General features: G+C 60.6%; 20 protein-coding genes and 2 pseudogenes. 8 read left to right on the top strand and 14 right to left on the bottom strand.

The features are described from left to right. The first annotated feature begins 258 nt into the window (after positions 1-258). The 5 genes from ACGYK7_RS17810 to ACGYK7_RS17790 all read left to right on the top strand — a co-directional run bounded on the left by ACGYK7_RS17810 (position 259) and on the right by ACGYK7_RS17790 (position 4,493). Positions 259-1,326 carry a hypothetical protein gene (locus tag ACGYK7_RS17810; RefSeq protein WP_394403742.1) on the top strand — a complete coding sequence of 356 codons (1,068 nt, stop codon included), beginning with the start codon at positions 259-261 and terminating at the stop codon, positions 1,324-1,326. A 215-nt stretch (positions 1,327-1,541) separates the two neighbouring features. Beyond that, positions 1,542-2,132 carry a L,D-transpeptidase gene (locus tag ACGYK7_RS17805; protein ID WP_088635923.1) on the top strand — a complete coding sequence of 197 codons (591 nt, stop codon included), beginning with the start codon at positions 1,542-1,544 and terminating at the stop codon, positions 2,130-2,132. An 83-nt stretch (positions 2,133-2,215) separates the two neighbouring features. Beyond that, complete coding sequence (locus ACGYK7_RS17800) at positions 2,216-2,794, top strand: L,D-transpeptidase (RefSeq protein WP_009815505.1); 579 nt, start codon at positions 2,216-2,218, stop codon at positions 2,792-2,794. A gap of 63 nt (positions 2,795-2,857) precedes the next feature. Next, positions 2,858-3,615 (top strand): IS5 family transposase gene (locus tag ACGYK7_RS17795; protein ID WP_088635922.1). Its coding sequence is split into 2 segments (ribosomal slippage): positions 2,858-3,182 and positions 3,182-3,615, totalling 759 coding nucleotides; the frame shifts between segments, so codons are not numbered across the junction. A 212-nt stretch (positions 3,616-3,827) separates the two neighbouring features. Then, the gene (locus ACGYK7_RS17790) at positions 3,828-4,493 is read left to right on the top strand and encodes a L,D-transpeptidase (RefSeq protein ID WP_088635921.1); all 666 of its coding nucleotides are present in this window, start codon (positions 3,828-3,830) and stop codon (positions 4,491-4,493) included. Between the two features lie 25 nt (positions 4,494-4,518). Here ACGYK7_RS17790 and ACGYK7_RS17785 read toward each other — a convergent pair whose 3' ends face one another. Next, a complete protein-coding gene (locus tag ACGYK7_RS17785) occupies positions 4,519-4,803 on the bottom strand; it encodes a hypothetical protein (RefSeq protein WP_088635920.1) in 285 nt (94 codons plus the stop codon). Positions 4,804-4,985: 182 nt separating this feature from the next. Here ACGYK7_RS17785 and ACGYK7_RS17780 point away from each other — a divergent pair, with 182 nt between their 5' ends. The 3 genes from ACGYK7_RS17780 (at position 4,986) to ACGYK7_RS17770 (ending at position 8,357) form a co-directional block, all read left to right on the top strand. Next, on the top strand, positions 4,986-7,340 hold the full coding sequence (locus ACGYK7_RS17780) for a cation-translocating P-type ATPase (protein ID WP_271690351.1): 2,355 nt from the start codon (positions 4,986-4,988) through the stop codon (positions 7,338-7,340). A gap of 34 nt (positions 7,341-7,374) precedes the next feature. Next, positions 7,375-7,662, top strand: a complete 288-nt coding sequence (locus tag ACGYK7_RS17775; protein ID WP_071974146.1) for a zf-TFIIB domain-containing protein — start codon at positions 7,375-7,377, stop codon at positions 7,660-7,662. A 182-nt stretch (positions 7,663-7,844) separates the two neighbouring features. After that, positions 7,845-8,357 (top strand): murein L,D-transpeptidase family protein, encoded by a 513-nt coding sequence (locus tag ACGYK7_RS17770; protein ID WP_035367119.1) that lies wholly within the window; start codon positions 7,845-7,847, stop codon positions 8,355-8,357. Between the two features lie 219 nt (positions 8,358-8,576). Here ACGYK7_RS17770 and ACGYK7_RS17765 read toward each other — a convergent pair whose 3' ends face one another. The 13 genes and pseudogenes from ACGYK7_RS17765 to ACGYK7_RS17705 all read right to left on the bottom strand — a co-directional run. Next, complete coding sequence (locus ACGYK7_RS17765; RefSeq protein WP_088635918.1) at positions 8,577-9,578, bottom strand: cytochrome c oxidase assembly protein; 1,002 nt, start codon at positions 9,576-9,578, stop codon at positions 8,577-8,579. After that, positions 9,575-11,512 carry a penicillin acylase family protein gene (locus ACGYK7_RS17760; protein ID WP_088635917.1) on the bottom strand — a complete coding sequence of 646 codons (1,938 nt, stop codon included), beginning with the start codon at positions 11,510-11,512 and terminating at the stop codon, positions 9,575-9,577. The genes ACGYK7_RS17765 and ACGYK7_RS17760 overlap by 4 nt, the downstream gene beginning before the upstream one ends. A gap of 24 nt (positions 11,513-11,536) precedes the next feature. Then, positions 11,537-11,704, bottom strand: coding sequence for a hypothetical protein (locus tag ACGYK7_RS17755; RefSeq protein WP_009815492.1), 168 nt, complete (start codon positions 11,702-11,704; stop codon positions 11,537-11,539). Then, positions 11,695-13,308 (bottom strand): apolipoprotein N-acyltransferase, encoded by a 1,614-nt coding sequence (gene lnt / locus ACGYK7_RS17750; protein ID WP_088635916.1) that lies wholly within the window; start codon positions 13,306-13,308, stop codon positions 11,695-11,697. The genes ACGYK7_RS17755 and lnt overlap by 10 nt, the downstream gene beginning before the upstream one ends. Beyond that, positions 13,275-13,778 carry a signal peptidase II gene (gene lspA / locus ACGYK7_RS17745; RefSeq protein ID WP_369824853.1) on the bottom strand — a complete coding sequence of 168 codons (504 nt, stop codon included), beginning with the start codon at positions 13,776-13,778 and terminating at the stop codon, positions 13,275-13,277. Before lspA ends, lnt begins: the two co-directional genes overlap by 34 nt. Next, on the bottom strand, positions 13,762-14,544 hold the full coding sequence (locus ACGYK7_RS17740) for a ZIP family metal transporter (protein ID WP_088635914.1): 783 nt from the start codon (positions 14,542-14,544) through the stop codon (positions 13,762-13,764). Before ACGYK7_RS17740 ends, lspA begins: the two co-directional genes overlap by 17 nt. A 12-nt stretch (positions 14,545-14,556) precedes the next feature. Next, entirely contained in the window at positions 14,557-15,012 is a 456-nt protein-coding gene (locus ACGYK7_RS17735; protein ID WP_043772538.1) for a DUF411 domain-containing protein, read from the bottom strand. 3 nt (positions 15,013-15,015) lie between these two features. Beyond that, positions 15,016-16,389, bottom strand: a pseudogene (locus ACGYK7_RS17730) (M23 family metallopeptidase). Continuing rightward, positions 16,386-17,012, bottom strand: a complete 627-nt coding sequence (locus ACGYK7_RS17725) for an SCO family protein (RefSeq protein ID WP_088635913.1) — start codon at positions 17,010-17,012, stop codon at positions 16,386-16,388. Before ACGYK7_RS17725 ends, ACGYK7_RS17730 begins: the two are co-directional and overlap by 4 nt. Further along, positions 17,012-17,479 (bottom strand): copper chaperone PCu(A)C, encoded by a 468-nt coding sequence (locus ACGYK7_RS17720; protein ID WP_088635912.1) that lies wholly within the window; start codon positions 17,477-17,479, stop codon positions 17,012-17,014. Before ACGYK7_RS17720 ends, ACGYK7_RS17725 begins: the two co-directional genes overlap by 1 nt. Positions 17,480-17,508: 29 nt before the next feature. Next, positions 17,509-18,162 carry a thioredoxin domain-containing protein gene (locus tag ACGYK7_RS17715; protein WP_088635911.1) on the bottom strand — a complete coding sequence of 218 codons (654 nt, stop codon included), beginning with the start codon at positions 18,160-18,162 and terminating at the stop codon, positions 17,509-17,511. Beyond that, positions 18,159-18,581 (bottom strand): disulfide bond formation protein B, encoded by a 423-nt coding sequence (locus ACGYK7_RS17710; RefSeq protein WP_088635910.1) that lies wholly within the window; start codon positions 18,579-18,581, stop codon positions 18,159-18,161. The genes ACGYK7_RS17715 and ACGYK7_RS17710 overlap by 4 nt, the downstream gene beginning before the upstream one ends. Before the next feature lie 5 nt (positions 18,582-18,586). Further along, a pseudogene (locus ACGYK7_RS17705) lies at positions 18,587-18,715 on the bottom strand (SCO family protein); the annotation flags it as partial.

The following is an 18,715-nucleotide window of genomic DNA, read 5'->3' as shown; positions in this document are numbered from 1 at the left end:
CGACCTCGGAGAGAACCATGACCCCGAACGGACAGATCGCTATCCCGCTTGACACAGCCGCAATCAGAGAACCGTTTGTAACCAAATGCAAGTAGGTGCTCTCTCGTCGTGCTCGTCCAAAAACCTTTGGTTTCCTTGCGCTGAAAGCGATCTGAGAGGTTTCACCTGCAGTCGCGCGCGCGTACTATATAAATGGCGCAGGCAGCGGCCACGAAAACGCCTGGGCAATGTGCAAAAAATCAGTATTTTGCACACAAGATGACGCAAGCCTCTTCTTTGACTGATGATTACGGCGACCTCCTTATCACCATCGAGAAGGATGAAGAGGCTCACGAAGACGATCTCTGGTTTCTACCTAGGTCACTTGAAGAAGAACCGGATGATTTGCCTCCAGGGCCACGGGCGGAACCGCCCGACACTGCTGTCGTCGAAGACTGGGCAAAAGCAGAAGGCGTTCACGCTGCGCGACTGGCAAGAGTGGCTGGACGCCTGGGAGCTCTGGATGACCGGCTGCTGCGTGGCCCGGAAGGCTGGCGGCATCGCCTCGCTCTTATCGAGGCAGCGGATCTCAGCTGGTTCGCAGGGGATCGGGTGAGTTCTGATCGTCTGGCGCTCTGGATATCGATGCGGCTGTCAGGTGCACAGGATGACCCAAATGCACTGGCAAGAGTTGGATGGGCTGTTCGGCGCCTAACAGGCGGTCCTGGACCGAAAGCTGACTTGGCCGCCTTCCTGGATCGCCGCGATCCCGAGAACATTGAAGACAGCGCTGAGCGTTTCGAGGATCGCGCGGGTGGGTGGCTGGACGTCATGGCAGCCGCAAAGGGTCTCCACCCGATCACGCGGGCGTGCATGGGGTATCACCTGTGGAGCTTGGCGGGCCTCGGACGCCACGGCGACCAGATCGAAGCTGCCGTCACCGCGTCCAGGATCGCGACCAGCGATGGAAGCGGTGCCATCTTCGCGCCGCTCGCTATGGCCGGGGCCGGGGGGCTGCGCGTTTCGGGCTTGCCACCCGAGCGTTTGGCCCGCTGGTTGGATGGGATGAACAGCGCAATTCTAACGGCGATGCGAACACTTGATGATATTGAAGTGTGGATCGGGCGGGCAGAAAACGTCATGGCGCAATTATCTGGCCGCACGCCGGTTGCCTTGCGAAAGGTTTTCACGGAATGGCCCTTGGTCTCCGCCCCGATGGCTGAGGCCATGACCGGAGCCAGCCGCGCCGCCGTTCAGCGCAATCTCGCATGGATGGAGGCAAGCGGTTTGATCCGCGAGGTGACGGGGCACGGGAGGTATCGCATGTGGAAAGCTGACCTAATATAGGTCATTTGTCGAGGCTGACACCGGCTTGACCTGGCACGCTTTAGTGCCGCCCCAGATGATCGTTTAAGCCACTTTCCGTTCGAATGCGACAAGGCTTTTCCAGCCCAAAGCGTTCGTTAGCCATTCGTCTCACGTTTTTGTGACAATTGATCGCTTGAAGCTCCAGTGGGTGAAGGTTGTAACCAGGCGAAAGAGGCACGACCGAAGGATTGATCATGAAGCTAATTAAAGACTCATTTATCTCACGTCGCGGAGCGCTGCTCGGTGCGGCCGCAAGTGGCGTGTTCCTAGGAGCAGGCGTTGCAACAGCGCAAACCACAGCACCACTTGCTACGCCACCAGTGCGCCGCAATATTTCATCCTTCAGCACCTCAAACTGGCGGGATCACTTCGATAATCTAAACCACGGTGCAATCCTGTGCGACATTGATTCCCGAGCGGTGCAATATTGGTCAGAGGATGAAAGTGTTTATAAGCTGTATCCGTCGAGCGTTCCGGAATCCGAAGAACTGACAAAACGCGGATACACTAGCGTTATCAAGAAAGTGGAAGGACCAAGCTGGCGCCCCACGCCTTCGATGAAGATCCGCAATCCGGATTGGCCAGACTATTTTCCACCCGGTCCAGACAACCCCTTGGGTACACACGCCCTCTACCTTTCATGGCAATATTACCGCGTCCACGGAACGGGCGACACGCGGAAAATTGGCCGCCAATCGTCGAACGGATGCATCGGCCTTTACAACGAACATATCAAAGAACTGTTCGCTTTGGCTGAGGTAGGAACACAAGTGAAATTGTTCTGATCGCGCACCTAGCATGACTTGTTAAAGTCTTTTTTCGTGTACCGGCGTTCATTCAACGTTCACCGTTCGAAAGCCACAGCTTCATGAATCGAAGAAAATTCCTCCTTGCCGCCGGGGCTGTTGGCACTTTGGCCAGTCAGCCAGTTTCAGCCCATGTAGTGCTGCCAAAGTATGATTTACCGCCGGAGTATTTACCTCAAGTAGTGAGCATTCCAGAGGGCTCCGCTCCATACGAAATCCATGTTGTTCCAAGCCAGTTTGCCCTGTTCTGGACCCAACCCGATAACACTGCAATTCGCTACGCTGTCGGGATCGGTCGCCCGGGCCTTTACGAGGCAGGCGAATTCTATGTGGGGGCAAAGAAGGAGTGGCCCAGCTGGACACCGACCCCGGGCATGTTGCGTCGTGAACCGAAAAAGTATGGACCGTTTCGGAATGGAATGCCTGGCGGTCTGAGCAACCCTCTAGGTGCGCGGGCCCTCTACCTTTTTCAACCGGGACGCGGGGATACCTTTTTACGTGTGCATGGCACAAATGACCCAAGCACTATTGGCAGTGCCGTTTCAAACGGATGCGCCAGATTGGTTAACGATCAGATTGTCCAGTTGTATGATATGGTTCCGCTGGACACGCGTGTGATCCTGTACCCCGCAACTTTCTAGGGTCAGGATGCATTGATTTTCAAAGCGCTGCGTGATTCACGGCCCGGAAAACGGAGCGGTGACATGAGCGACCTTTTCTGGCTGACCGACGAGCAGATGGCCAAGCTTTCCCCTTTCTTTCCCAAGTCCCACGGCAAGCCTCGGGTCGACGACAAACGCGTCTTGAGCGGGATAATCTTCATCAATCGCAATGGCTTGCGCTGGCGCGACGCGCCTGAAGCCTATGGACCGCATAAGACGCTGTACAGCCGGTGGAAGCGCTGGAGCGAGAAAGGCATCTTCGCCAGGATGATGGTCGGCCTGGCTACCGGACACCGCGAAGAAAAAACCGTGATGATCGACGCGACCTATCTGAAAGCACACCGTACCGCGACCAGCATGGCCGCCAAAAAGGGGGGCGCGGTCGCCTGATCGGTCGAACCAAGGGCGGCATGAACACAAAACTGCATGCCATCTGCGACAGCCAAGGACGACCGCTCAACCTGTTCGTCACCGCCGGACAGGTCAGCGACTACATCGGCGCACGGGCGCTGCTCAGCAGCCTTCCAAATGTCGAATGGCTGCTCGGGGATCGGGGCTACGACGCTGATTGGTTCCGAGAAGCATTGCAAGACAAGGGGATACGCGCCTGCATTCCCGGCCGAAAGCAACGCAAGACCCAGGTCAAATACGACAAGCGCCGCTACAAGCGGCGAAACCGCATCGAGATCATGTTCGGGCGCCTCAAGGACTGGAGGCGCGTGGCAACCCGCTATGACCGCTGTCCAAAGGTCTTTCTCTCAGCCATCGCGCTCGCAGCAACCGTCATCTACTGGTTATGAATCCTGACCCTAACGAATTGTCGCTGCGCAACTTCGGACCAGGTATCGTGCGAGCAGTTTTCTCCTCCCAAGCAAACTGGAAACTGCAAGGATCGCATGTTTACTCACGAAAATTTGCCCTTGAACCTCTAGCCACTAGAAGTCCTATCTGTTCAAGGAGAACACATACCGTTCTTGCCATCAATCGCCGGTGGGAACCGAAAGGGTACGACATGCTGACAAGACGACACTTCATTCAAACAACAACGGCGCTATTTTCTGCGACCGTTCCCGGCGTGACGTTTGCCGATAGCTGGCCCACCGAGGCGCAGAAGGCTGAATGGGACGCACAGGTGACGCCTCCAAATTATGTCCCCGAAACCTCCAATCCCTGGGATTTGCACCCGCGGTTCCTGCCGCAACGAGTCCTTGCGAAGGCCGGTCTCGTGCCGGGAGATATCCATGTCGACGCGGTCGCACGATATCTTTACCACATTGAAGAGGGTGGAACCGCGATGCGCTACGGCGTGGCCATCGCGCGGGGGAACCTCTACGAGCCGGGTGTCTATACCATCAAGCGCAAGGTCAGGTGGCCGCACTGGCAACCGACACAGAGCATGATCAATCGCGACCCCGAACTTTATGCTGACATTGCCGATGGCATGGAACCGGGACCGGAAAACGCGCTTGGATCGAGGGCGCTGTATCTCTACGTCGGGGATCGCGATACCCTTTTGCGCATCCATGGCACTCCGAGCCCACGGAGTATCGGTGGCCGCGCAAGTTCGGGCTGCGTACGGATGGTCATGGCTCATATCAATGATCTTTACCCGAACGTCGAGACCGGCTCTACGGCCTATCTTTACTCGGCGGAGGACAGCGTGACTGCCCGCAGCTAAGCCAAGCAGCGGACGGCAAACGCAATTAAGTTTCGCGAGGGGTGCAGATACGATTGCCGTTCGCCGTGCGCAGCGGCAGCAAGGTTGTTTCTACGGGGCCGCTGTGTTTGTACCAGTAGCACCCGTCTTCCGGTACCAAGCGCGCAGTTGCAACATCCTGATCCGGGGCAGCCATTGCAATCACGGCTTCGGGAACGTTGCCCCCCTGTTTTGCCACGTCGCCCGGTCCAGTCGGCTGGACTGCGCACCCGGCCGTGAGCGACAGCGCCACTGCAACCATCATTTTTTGCTTCAGAATCAAAACCCGCATTAAGTTTCCTTTCGTGACTGTTTTTCTTTGCAGCGGCTGTTCATGCCTCAAGGCGTGATAGAGCCAGTCACCGCATCCTCTAGCAATAAAACAATCTGAAATACCACCGTATTTTGCTCTTGAAGCTCTAGCCACTGTAGGGGCTATGTCATGGTAAAGCACCCGAATCCAGAGGTCCATTCATGCCGTCCGACACCCATCGTCACGACCACGATCACGCCGAAGATGCCCAGACAAGCGGCGGCAGCTGCTGCGGGAGCGCCGGAACGTGCGGCGACATCGTTCCGGCGACCCCCGCGCCAGCGGGCGGGCGCAGTTTTCAGGTGTCCGGCCTCGATTGCGCCGAGGAGGTAGCAATCCTGAACAAGGTGGTCGGCCCGAAGATCGGCGGGGCCGAACATCTTGCGTTCGACGTGATCAATGGACGGATGACTATCCTCGACAGCGCCAAGAGTGTATCGGACGGCGAAATTGCAGAACTGGTCGCAAGCACCGGCATGACCGCCAAGCCCTGGGATGCCGAAAACGCGTCGGTCGACCAGGCGGCCCATCTTGCACGCCAGCGGCTGTTTACGGCGCTCAGTGGTGGCTTCTGGGCCGCGGGATTTCTGTGGCACATCATCGAGACCGGCATGGGGGGGGCACTTGGCCTCTTCGCAGGGCACGGCGAAGCGCCGATGCCACTGGTCGAGGCAGGGCTATTCGCGGTCGCGATCCTGTTCGGTGTTTGGCTCGTGGCGCCAAAGGCATGGTCGTCCGCACGGCGGCTGTCGCCCGACATGAACCTGCTCATGGTCGTCGCAGTCGCGGGTGCAATTGGCCTCGGCGAATTTTTCGAGGCGGCGACGGTTGCGTTCTTCTTCTCGCTCTCGCTTTTCCTCGAAAGCTGGAGCGTCGGGCGTGCGAGGAATGCGGTTTCAGCTCTGCTGGACCTGGCGCCGCCGACGGCAAGAATTCTTTATGATGACGGTTCGGAAGCGGACGTACCGGCTTCCGCGGTTGCTATCAACGCACGTTTCGTCGTGCGCGGCGGAGATCGCATCCCATTGGATGGTGAGGTTGTCGATGGGGCAGGGGCCGTCGATCAGGCGCCAATCACCGGAGAGAGTGCGCTGGTCCCAAAGGAACGGGGCGACGAAGTCTATGCCGGTACGATCAACGGCGAAGGCACACTGACGGTGCGCGCCACGAAGGCCGCCTCGGACACCGTGTTGGCCAAGATTATCCGCATGGTCGGCGACGCCCATGCCCGCCGTGCGCCGGTGGAGCAGTGGGTGGCGAAGTTCGCCCGCATCTACACGCCTATCGTCATGGCTCTCGCCATTGCAATTGCCCTGCTGCCGCCGCTCATTTTCGGTGGGGCCTGGGATTATTGGTTCTACAATGCACTCGTGCTGCTGGTGATCGCCTGCCCGTGTGCTCTGGTCATCTCGACACCGGTCTCCATCGTCGCCGCACTCACCGCCTCAGCGCGGGCTGGGGTGCTGATCAAGGGCGGTGCATATGTTGAGGCACCGGGCAAGACCACTGCACTGGCCATGGACAAAACCGGCACGATCACCATGGGCGAGCCGGAGGTGGCGGCGGTGCATCCGCTGGGCAAAGCATCGGCGCAAGATCTGATGACCCTCGCCGCTGGGCTGGAGGCACGTTCCTCGCATCCCTTGGCGCGCGCCATTCTCGCGCGGGCAGAAGCCGAAGGCATCAATGTGTCCGCCGCGCAAGATACCCGAACCGTTCCAGGTAGGGGACTTGAAGGACGCACAGACGGCCGGTCGATCTGGCTAGGGTCCGACCGGTTTGCCGAGGAGAAGGGTTTCGGCGACGCCATTCCGAAGGATCTGCGCGACCGCATCGAAGGGGCCGGCAGCACCCTTGTTGCCGTGGGCGACGACACCGGCGTCACCGGCATCCTGGAATTGCGCGACCGTATCCGCCCCGATGCCAAGGGCATCGTGGCACAGCTCCACGCGCAGGGCGTGAAGACCATCGTCATGCTGACGGGCGACAACGAGCGGACAGCGCGCGCTGTTGCAGCCGAGGTCGGCATCGACGAGGTCCGTGCCGAGCTTCTGCCCGAAGACAAGGTGACAGCTATCGAAGAACTGGTCGAAACGCATGACATGGTGGCCATGATCGGCGACGGGGTCAACGACGCCCCGGCCATGGCGCGCGCGCATTACGCCATCGCAATGGGTGCCGTTGGTTCGGACGCGGCAATCGAGACGGCGGATATTGCCCTGATGACAGACGACCTCGGGAAGGTGCCTTGGCTGATCGGTCATTCGCGCCGGACAATGTCGATTATCCATCAGAACATCGGTATTTCCTTGGCGACCAAGGGCGTTTTCGTTGTCGCTACCGCTTTCGGAGTGGCATCGATGTGGGGCGCTATTGCAGCCGATGTAGGAGTGTCATTGCTGGTGGTGGCCAACGCCCTGCGCCTGCTGAACAGCCAAGAGGCCAAGGCGCCGCCGTCTGGCGGTGAACAGGTTGGCGAAGGCTTGGCCAAAGGAGCGCTGGCACATGGTCATTGAACTGGGAGAACCCGGAAAGGAGCCGAGACGAGACATGAGCGTGAAGGGCAGGATGATGTGTCCGGTTTGCGAGGTGCCCTTGAGCATGACCGACCGCCAGGGGATCGAGATCGACTTCTGTCCCGATTGCCGGGGTGTCTGGCTCGACCGGGGTGAACTGGACAAGATCATCGAGCGTTCGGCACCCGATGTGGCGCCTCAGCGGGTGCCTGAGCCGCGCGGCTACGACGATGATCGCGGCTACCGGCGCGGAAAGCACGGCGGCGGCGACCGCAAGCACGGCTATCGACGCAAATCCTGGCTTCACGAGTTGTTCGATTAAGGCTTGCCGTGGTCTCCCTGCCGGTCGCCCTCAAGGCGCTGCGGTAGGCCCGCAAGGCATTCAGCGGTGAGCAGGTTGGTCCAGAGATGGCAAAGGCCGCGCTTGCCCACGGACATTGATCACGCAGCATTTGCAAGGTAACGTAATGTCCATATCAGACCTCACGAAAGAGGCATCGAGCAGTGAAAACCATCCGATTTCCCCGCCGCGCCGTCCTGTTGGGCGGATTGGCAGCGTTTTTGTCTGGCTGTGCCAGCAAGTTCCGCAGCTATGGCGGACCCGAAGTGACCCGTGTTCGGCTTTACAAGGGGCAGCGTTTGCTTGTTCTGGACGGAGCCGATCGCGTATTGCAAACCTATCCGGTCGGGCTGGGTTTCGCTCCTGAGGGTCACAAGCAATTCGAGGGAGACGGCCGGACCCCTGAGGGCGCTTACGTAGTCGATAAGCGCAACCCCGACAGTACGTATCATCTTTCGGTTGGCATCTCCTATCCGAATGAGGCCGACATCGCCTTTGCTGAAGCGCAGGGCCTTTCCCCCGGCGGCGACATCTTCATCCATGGTGGTCCACGCCCAGGCATCGACCCAACGGACGTCCGCGACTGGACAGCTGGCTGCATCGCGGTCACAGATCGGCAGATCGAGGACATCTATGCAATGGTGAAAGACGGAACACCGATCGACATCTACGCCTGATGGGAGGAGATGATCTTCCGTCAGATCAGGCAAATCGTCGGCACAGGGCCACGTTGATCGCTTCGATGGCGATCACGGCCAAAGTGACACTTGCCGCCGTGGGCCAGCGCAAGCACCCGGTACGCGTAAGGACACTACAATATGTGTCCAGCCGTGGCAGTGGCGAGACAGGCGGGCCCTAGCGGAGAAGAATACGTCTGGTCTCATGTCGAATTCAATCTATCCGAGGGCATAGACGATGGTCACGACGGTAACCATGACAACCATGAACATGGAGAATGCGCCAAGGGCGAGCGTACGGCCCATGTCTCGGTTCGGCTTCCCTACTTTCAGACGCAGTTCCTCCGCGGTTTCCGGAAACTCGAGCGCCGCCGCATTCGATTGGCGCATCAGGTCGTAGCGGGACGTCCAGCGCCGTTCCTCCGCCGCGTTCCAGCCGTTCAGCACCAGAATGATTGCCGCGATGAGAACCATCGACGACGGGACCCAGATTACGTAGCCACCGATTGTCTCGTCAGCCAGGGCGCGAAGTCGGCCACCGCTCGCTGCGATGATTTCTGATCCATAGAGAGGCACCTCTTTGAGCGTTGTCAGGGAGCCCAGAAAGATGTTGGAAACGATCACCACGAACCCTGACATCAGCCGAGCACCGCGCCGCGCTCCTTCAGGCGGATCACGCAGATCGAACAGCATAGCAAAGTACCAAAGCCCAGCCAGCACCATAGACAGATGTGCTAGCGCTTCCATCGCCGCAATACGTTGTGTAAGGGCGTAGATCATCGGGATCTGCCAGACGAAAAGCGCACCAATCAACAAGGAGGTGGCAGATGCAGGAAGCGCCAAGAATCGCGGGATGCGCGCACGCCCAATCGCGGCAAGGCGTCGGCGCCATTCCCTTTTCAATCCGGCTTGAAGGACAAGCCAGGGTTGAGAAACCGCAATGAGAATGGGTCCTGCCAGTCGCAGAAGAAGATGCTCGGCCTGGTGTACCGAAAACAGACTGTGCCCCAATGGCGGGAGCGGCCCATTCGTCGCGACGAGGACGGCCGCGAGGCCGACAAAGAAGACGGCTCGACGCCAGCCAGAAACCCTTCCGAGACAGCGAGCGTGTATTTTGAGCCCACGCAAAAACAGCCATGCTGTAAGACCGACAACAATGAGCGACACCGGTGACAGCACATAGCCGAAAGGGTCGTAAAGGAAGAAGAAGTTCGTGATCATTCGCTCTGGCCCTCGCTCATCCGAGGGTTGTCGGAGGTAGCCGGTGTGAGCCGCGATATCCCGGAAGCGCCGCCACGGGCTAGTGACAGATCGGTCGACATGGCGAGGTATTCGCCTTGTATCCACGAGGGAAAAAGATTGTCGTAGAATCGAGATAGCGGATGTCCCGACTGTCCGGCGGGCGAGATGTAGTATGATCCCGCTGCTCCCGATATCGACATGACCGCCTGAAAATTGCTTCCGGCACTTACAAGGAATGGACGGTCTTCTTCAACACCAAATGACGTCAAGAATTGCGTAAAGGGATCGCCTGAGATCGGCGCTTGAAGGGACAGCAGGTCGGTCAGCAACCCACGTGAACTGATCGGCGACCACTGCATGTCCAATGTATGCTCCTCCCCCCAGGTCCAGGTCGAAAGATCGCGCCCATATCGATCGACCAGCCAGCCAAGGGCATCATCCAAGGCCACGCGAACCTGCTCCTCACATGTCTCTCGAGGTGACGATGGACGGATGTCGCACCAGATCGCGCTGCCGCGACGATCGCTGAGTACCGCATAAAGAAAGTCCGGGTTCGGACGGGTCCAGAGTTGCTTCGCTGTCGGAAACTCGTCTTTCAAAATGCGCTGCTGCAAAGCCCAGACCCAGGTCCAAAACAGCAGAGGTTCCGGCGCATATCGATCCATTTCGCCATTCCACGACGCAAGCCTGTCCAGTAGCTCACGACGAAGGTCGTCCGTATCGGTGCCTTCGATGCTGTCTCTGGACTGCACGAACCAAAGCTCTTTCGCCATTAGGGGCAGGAGGGTTCGCGCCACGGAACTTACGGTGTCCCTTTGAACACCCATGACGCCTTCTGTCGAGAAGATCGATTGCCGCGTTTCAAGCTCCGCCAGTCGAATGTCGCGAAATGACGACGCCCGTACGGCTTCCTCTTTTGGCCAACGGTCAACGGTCTCTCGATCAATTACCAATGCCTCCATGCCCTTCGGCAACATGTCTGCGGCAACTCTAGTGGCATCGTTCGCGTCGGCTGAACGCGCAAACAGCTCCAGCATCGTCAGGAAACCTGCCGTCTGCATGGGTGATGGCCCCCCTGGCGCCTCCTCGTCTGGCACGGGAAGTGACCGGAAGGCCCAGGCGACGCGCGCGTTGCGACCAACAATAACGAAAGGTACGCCCGGCATTGTGGCCCCTATGGCCGGCCCCGTCGAAAATTGAAGATCAGCGAGATACCATTCCGAGGGAAGCGACAGGGAACCGCTGATTTCGGCGGCGAGAATTGGCGTCCCGGTAGCGGTTCGGTCACCGTCCATCGCCCACGCATTGAGGCGCTGCTGCGGATCAGTCGCCAGTAGTTCGGGCGCTCTCGGGCGATCCGTCGGTATAATGGCACCTGATATACTCGGCATTCCTTCCCGTGCGCTTCCCGGTCGCAGGCCATTCAGGAAAGACCGGGCAATCCTCAGGCTATCGCCGGGTGTCCAGGCCGCGATCGACCGTTCGTCTGCGATCAGCAGCTCCGGAGAGCCTCTGCCACGCCCGCCTTCCGACACAAGCTCGAGCCACGCATTGACGCCCGCGGCATAGGACGCGAGCGCGTCTGAGACCGCTGGCGCAACGGACAATGTCCCATCGGCTGGCCACGAAGCTTCCGCTTTTCGCCTTGCCCTTAACAGTTGACCGAGCCTGTCTTGGGCGTGAACGAAGCCGATCGCGAAGTAGACATCTGCAGCGGAAGTCGCGGAGATGTGCGGGACTGCCGAAGAATCTCGCAGAATGTCGACCGGTCCGCCTAAGCCTGCGACCGTGAAGTCCTCGTCGTAGTCGGGAACGGATGCGCTCAGCAGAAAATAGACCAACCCGGAACCAACCGATACCGTGATGCAGATTGCCAGAAACCCGTACAGCAATATGTTGAAAAGCCGTCTCATGTCGGTGCTGTTTCGAAACCCTTCTTAAAAAAAGATGCGCAAGAGGACCACCGATATGAAATAGGTGAGAAGACCGAAGGCGATCGCCGAACTCGCCGCATACTGGAGGATATCCAGCCGGTTTCCTTTTCGGCGTCGCGCCAGATATCCACCCCAGATCGCACCCGCGACAATGCCCGCGATTACCAGCATGACTTTTTCTCCGTTCTTGTTCTCTTGTTGCACCGGTGTGTGCCGACCAGACCTGCAGCCAGTCCGACGGCCCAAGTAGTGAAGATGAGAGCCAGCAGCGCCCAGTCACCGAAGCGCGCATAGAGCGTTGACGGATGAGCAGAGGGCAGAGCCGCATCTATGACACCGGTTTCTCCGTTGCCGAGCCGCGCGACGAGGTCACCGTTTGCGTCGATGATCGCGGAGATCCCTGTGTTTGCGGCCCGGACGATGGGAAGCCCTTCCTCGACAGCGCGCATGCGTGCGGACGCGAGGTGCTGCTCCGGTCCAATGCTGGTTCCGAACCAAGCATCGTTGGTCGCATTGAAAATCCAGTCCGGCCGGAACAGATCGTCGACCACATGGCTTGGGAAGATGATCTCATAGCAGATCGCCACGGCGACCAGCGGCACACCCGGAAGCGCAAGCGTTCGCGGGCCCGGTCCGGGCGTAAAGTCGCCCAGACCCGCCGTGAGCCGCTCGATGGGCAACCAGCCACGGAATGGCACATATTCGCCGAAGGGTACGAGATGGTGTTTCGCGTATCCGGTCAGGATTCTGCCGGTCGCGCCAAAAGCCTGGACCGTGTTGAAATATCGGGTGCCATCCTCGCTCGGTACACGGTCCGGCACACCGGTGAGCAGCACCCTGCCCTCTGTGAGCGCAGCGGCAATGCGGGCCTGCGCCTCCGTATCCTCGTCGAGGAAACCCGGAAAGGCGGTTTCCGGCCAGAGAAGCACGTCGAAATCGCCGCGCCGGGTTGAAAGCTCAAGATAGCGCGCGAATGTCGCCTCGCGGTTCTCGGGCGCCCATTTCTCCTCTTGTGGAATGTTGCCCTGGACGATGCGCAGGTCGACACCGGGTGGCTGTTGTGCATCCGACTGGAGGCGCAGCGTGCCGACAGCCCACATCGTCGCGATTCCGGCCAGCGCCATGAGCGAAACGGTCAATCGTTGCCGCCCGGACGCCATAGCAGCCGCGCCAGGGAGTACCGCGACGAACACGGTGAGAAAGCTTAGCCCATAGCTTCCGACCCAGGCGGCGGTCTGGCGAAGGGCGGCGTAGTCTACAAGTGCGTAACCGGCCAGATTCCAGGGAAACCCTGTCAGAACGTGACCACGCAACCACTCGGCCACGGTCCAGGAGGTCGCGAACAGGAGGCAGGCCAAGAGACTGCCCATGGCTCCGCGCCGCGCGATTTCGGCAAAAAGCGCAGCGGCAATGGCTGGGAAAATCGCGAGACCTGCGGACAATCCCGCGACCGCCGGAATCGCCATCGTCCCAAACCGCTCGGCCTCGACGTAGAAACTTTCCGCGATCCACCAAATCCCGAAACCGAACTGGCCGAGACCAAACGCCCAGCCGACGAGGAAAGCACGCCCGAAGGAGAGATCGCGAAGCCCGACAAACAACGCGGAATAGGCAACGGGAACAAGCAGGAGAATCGAAAGAGGCGGGAAAGTCAGAACGGTCATCGCCCCGGCGGCGAAACCAAGCGTCATCCGCGAAAGAAAACGGTGGCGCAGAGCGATGCGGTTCAGAATTTCCGGCTTCACGACTTGATCGAACGCCGCGCGCTGATCCATGGCGCGGCGAGCAAGAGCCCCACGCCACTGACGACAAATACATCGGCCAAGTTGAAGGCAGGCCAATGTGTTGTGCCAATGTAGAAATCGAGAAAGTCTGTTACAGCCCGATACCGCACACGATCGATGACATTGCCCAGGGCTCCGCCAATGATCGCACCGTAGGCAAGCATTTCCACCGCATTGTCGGCGCGAAACAGCATAACCCCTAGCCAAACACAGATGGCAAGAGCGAGAGCGATTAGGCTCCACCACGGAGCGCCGCCCAGCATCCCGAAAGTCACGCCGTCATTACGATAAAAGACGAGGTTGAATCCCGGAAACACGGAAATCCCGGCGCTTAAAGTGGCGGCATCCGCAACAACAATGGCTTTGGTGATCTGATCAATCGCGAACGCAGCAAGCGCCGCGAAGACGCCGATCACCGGAGATACCTTGTTTAGTGACATTGCCTCATCCCAACCAGACATCGAGAAACAGCATCAGAACGAGCCCGACTGCGAGACCGAGCGTCGCCCTGTTCTGATGGCCGCTGCGATGGGTTTCGGGGATGATTTCGTGGCTGATGACGTAGAGCATTGCGCCCGCGGCAAAGGCCAGTCCCCATGGCAGCAGCGGTTCCGACAGTGTGATGATCCCGGCCCCGAGCAGGCCGCCAATCGGCTCGACCATGCCCGTCAGCGCCGCGATGCCCCAGGCGCGCAGCTTCGGATATCCCTCGCCCAGCAGAGATACAGCGACGGCCAATCCTTCGGGCGCATTCTGAAGCCCGATGCCGACAGCAAGCGGCAAACCGCCCTCCATACCTCCGGATCCGAAGCCGACCCCCACGGCAAGGCCTTCGGGGAAGTTGTGGATCGTGATCGCAATGATGAACAACCAGACCCGCCGCAAAGACGCCGCTTCGGGCCCTTCGCGTCCCATCTTGAAGTGCTCGTGCGGCAGCTTTTCGTTCATCAGGGCGACAGCCCCCATGCCCAGAAGAATCGAAACGCATACGATGGCCGCAGGCATCGCGCCGTTTTCGAACATCGGCTCCGCCGCATCCAATGCCGGGATGATCAGCGAAAAGAAAGAAGCGGCGAGCATCACACCGGCAGCGAAGCCGAGCGACAGAGCGCGTGTGGCCCGAGACGGGATGCGCCCGAACAGCACGGGAACTGCTCCGACTGCTGTGAGCGATCCGGCGGCAAGACTTCCGAGAAAGCCGAGCATTATCGGAGACAGATTTCCCATGGGCGGGCCAGATTATCCTTCGGCGTAGCTCGAAAAGACTTCCGTCGACCCGTCCTTGCGGATGAGGAAGACATCATAGGCTTCACGGTCGTCTTCTGGCCCCATGCCGGGCGAGCCATAGGGCATCCCCGGAACAGCGAGGCCGACGGCGTCCGGGCGCTCCTCGAGAAGGCGGCGGATGTCAGCGGCCGGTACATGGCCCTCGATCACGTAGCCGTCAATGAGCGCGGTGTGGCAGGAGACCATGCGCTGCGGCACGCCGTTGTCTAGCTTGAAGCGCACGAGAAGCCCGCCGAACATGTCCTGGCCGGTCGGCACAAACCCGTTCTCTTCGAGATGTTTCATCCACGAGAGGCAGCAGCCGCATCCGTTGGTCTTGCGGACGTCGATCGCCGTTGCCTCTGCGAGGGCCTGGGCCGCTGGGAACAGGGCGAGCGTGATGGCGAGAGCTTGGGTCATGCGTTTCATGGGTCAGAGCCTTTCGGTTGTCGTTTTGGCAATCTCGCTGCCGAGGTTTTCATTCAGAAGCGCGCGCGCCTCGGCCAGACGCGAGAGCGCGGCGGTATCATCCGCTTCGCTCTCGGCTGCTTCGGCGAGCCGGTCGTCAGTGAGGGGGTCAGTCGGGCGCCCATCCACGAGGACTTCGTAGTGCAGGTTCGGACCTGTCGCCGTGCCAGTCGCGCCGACGCGGCCGATCACATCTCCCGCCGCAACGCGTTGGCCTTGTGCCAGGTCTTCCGGCACGGCGCTCAGATGCGCGTAGCGCGTCATGGTGTCGGAGCCGTGCGAGATTTCGACCACACGGCCATAGCCACCGCGCCAGCCAATGAAACTAACCCGCCCCGGTGCCGTCGATTGAACCGGTGTCCCACGTGCCGCTGCGAAATCGACGCCGGTGTGCATCCGGACGTTGCCAAAGACCGGATGCGTGCGGCGTCCGAACACCGAGCTGAGGCGCGCACCCTCGACCGGCTGTGCGAAGACGCGCAGCACCTCGCCATCGACGTAGATCGTCGCCTGACCGCTGCCGTCGTCCGGCCATACGATCTCGTAAAGCGAACCGCCGACCTCCAGTGCGGCGAAGGCGAGTTCGGGCTGTCCGATCCTGTCCTCTCCGACCCGCGCCTCACGCCAGAGAAGCCTTAGTGTTTCGCCACCGGCCATCTCGCGGCGGAAATCCACGGTCCCACCCAGCATCTGCGCAAGGTCCACGGAAAAACGGGCGGGTATGCCGGCTTCGTCGAGTGCCGCGAAGATCGAGCTGTCGATCACGGCTTCGCCGGCAAGGGTTACGATCTCCGGATCCGGAGCCACGACCTGTGTGGACAACTGCTCGCCGAAAACCACCTAGATCCGAACCCCGTCCTCGACGGCGAGTGAGACGGTGCGGGGGCTGCCGTCCACGGTCGAAGCGACAGTGACCGAGTGCCCCGGCCGCAGCCGTCGCAGATCGTATTCCGCACCAAGCGCGAGGGCAACTTCGGCTCTGTCAGGTGCCGCAAGACCGGCCTCTGACAGCAAGAAATCGAGCGTTTCGCCCGGAGCAATGTCGCGCGACCACGTCGACAGGGGTGGCTCGATCGCTTGCACCGGCCTGTCGGCAAACGCGGCCTGCAGAAGGGGCAGCGGGCTGAGGTCGGGTGCATCGTCTGCCCATGCCGCCGCGGGCAACGTCACGGGGATGTCAACGTTCTGGGGGGCTTCAGGACCTTGGGGCATCCAGCTACCTGCCTGGGCAAGTTCCGGCGGCACGGGTTCTTTCGACATGGAATCAGAGATGGCGATAGCCGCTCCCGAAACCGTCCCCGCAATTGCGACACAAGCCGCCAAAGATCTGAGCCTCATGTCGCCCCCTCCATTTCTTCTTCCAGCGCGCGGCGGATCTTCGGCACCGCGAATTCTTTGGGCTCGTGATAGTCGATCATGGTGACGAATCGCCCAGAGGCTGCGAACAGGAAGACGCTCGCGGTGTGGTTCATCGTGTAATCGCCGCTCTCCGCCGGTACTCGCTCGTAGGTGGCGCGGAAGCCGTCCGCGACGCGCGCTATCTGCTCTTCCGGTCCCGTCCAGCCACGTATCCCAGGATGGAAGTAGCCGACATATTCCGCCATCGCCTCGACGGTATCGCGCTCGGGGTCGACCGTAATGAAGACCACGTTCATCTCGTCGGCCTCGTCTCCCAGATCGTCGAGCCATCCCGAAATGTCCGAGAGCGTGGTCGGGCAGACATCGGGACAGTAGGTGAAGCCGAAGAACACCATCGTCGGGCGACCGATCAGGGTTTCCGGCCCGACCGCGTTGCCCTCATGATCCGTCAGACGGAAATCCATCTCGGTCAGGGCCATAGGCCGCTGCCCGACAGGTTCGGGTCCACCGGGTCCATCGACCTGCCACCAACCGACGAAGAGCATCAGGGCGACCGCCCCGACACCAGCCGCGCCGTACCCCAGGATCGCCCGTCGCCGCATCAGTCCTCCGGCCCTCGCGCGGCGATGCCGAGGATCGGCACATGGACCGTCACTTCGCCTCCGTCGTCGAAAAGCAGGGTCAGCGGAAAGGTGTCCCCTTCCGTCATCGGTTCTTTCAGCCGCATCAGCATCGCGTGCAGGCCGCCCGGCTCGAGCGCGACGCTTTCGCCAGGGGCGATCGCGATCTCCCCCGCCGGGCTCATGGAACTCACACCTTCGGCATTGGTCTTCGTCTCGTGAATTTCGGGCATCATCGCGAGCGGTGTTGTAAGGCCGATCAGCGTCACCGGTTCGTCGCCAGTGTTGCGGATCGCCATGTAGGCGGCCCCGGGGCGGTTCATCCCGATGGAGGCGCGGGACCACGCGTTCTCGACGACAACATCCTCTGGTCCGGCCAGCGCGGGCACTGAGAGCCCTCCAAAGGTCAAAAGCACGGCCAGTGTGCCGGTCAAAATATACTTTTTCATCGTTCTGATCCTGCCCTTTCCATTCAGCTTTACGCGGCAGCGACTTCGGCAGCCACCAATCGCCGCAGTTCTGCCTCCCCGAACGGATCGAGCGGCTTGCCGTTCACGAAGAATGTGGGCGTCTGGCGAATTCCCACGGTCTCGACGTCAGCACGATCCTGGTTCAGGATCGCCACGACATCGGGTGCCAGCATTTGCGTGCGCGCGGCCTCGGCATCGAGTCCGGCCGTGGCGGCGATTTGAAGGATCAGACCAGGCTCCGGGGCACCGTGCGACGCCCATCTCGGCTGTTCCCGCAAAACGGCCTCGAGCACCGGCACGTAAATGTCCTGCATGCGCGCCGCCTCGAGCACGCGGATCGCTTCCTCGGATGCCGCGCCGTGGAAGGGCGTGTAGCGGATCACGACGCGGACAGCATCCCCATGCTCGGCCATGATGTCCTTCACGATGGGATGAAAGGCGCGACAGGCCTCGCAGGCCGGATCGAAGAATTCGACGATCGTGACGGGCGCTTCCGCAGGCCCGAGGATGGGCGAGTAGGGGCGGATCATCGCGTCCGCGAGTTCCGGCGCAACAGGCTCCGCTTCGGCCACCGGGCCGGGGCGGGTTGCAAACCAGGTGGCTCCGCCGAAACCGGCGACGCCGAGGGCGAGAACGGACAGGATCAGGCCGCGTCGGTTCATGTTCGTGTGTCCTTCAATGAAAGGGCCGAAAGCGCCCCGATCAGCGCGAAGGCGGCGAGCGCCATCAGCGGGATAGGGATGCCTAAGACCAGTTGGTTGTCATCGGTGCAAGAGGGGCCGGTCGCCGTGCAGGGCTGGATGCGTTCGGGAACAAGACCGACGTACAGTCCCATGTGCCACAGGGCGACTGCGCCGCCGCCAAGCGCCAATGCGATGCCATAGCGCCCCACGCGGCCGTCCCGCCACCAAAGGCCCAGCCCGAGGATAATGGCCAAGGGGAACATGAAGGCGCGCTGGAACCAGCACAGCACACAGGGCGTCTGCCCCAGCACCTCGCCGATGAAAAGCACGGCAAGCGAGGCGACGAGCGCGATGATCCACGCCAGCCCGAGGGCTGTTTCTCCGGACATACGGTTCATGTCGGTCAGATCCTCTCTTCCAGGTCGGCGAGGATCTCTTCGGCGGAGGTGCCGTAGGGCCACGAGTCGGCGAAGCCCGCGTCGGGATCGAAGAGGAACAGATGCGACGTGTGGCCCATCGTGTAACCATCCGG

The organism is Sulfitobacter sp. 1A15299 (assembly GCF_043556915.1).
GTDB lineage: Bacteria > Pseudomonadota > Alphaproteobacteria > Rhodobacterales > Rhodobacteraceae > Sulfitobacter.
This window is presented reverse-complemented; position numbering and strand designations above follow the sequence as displayed.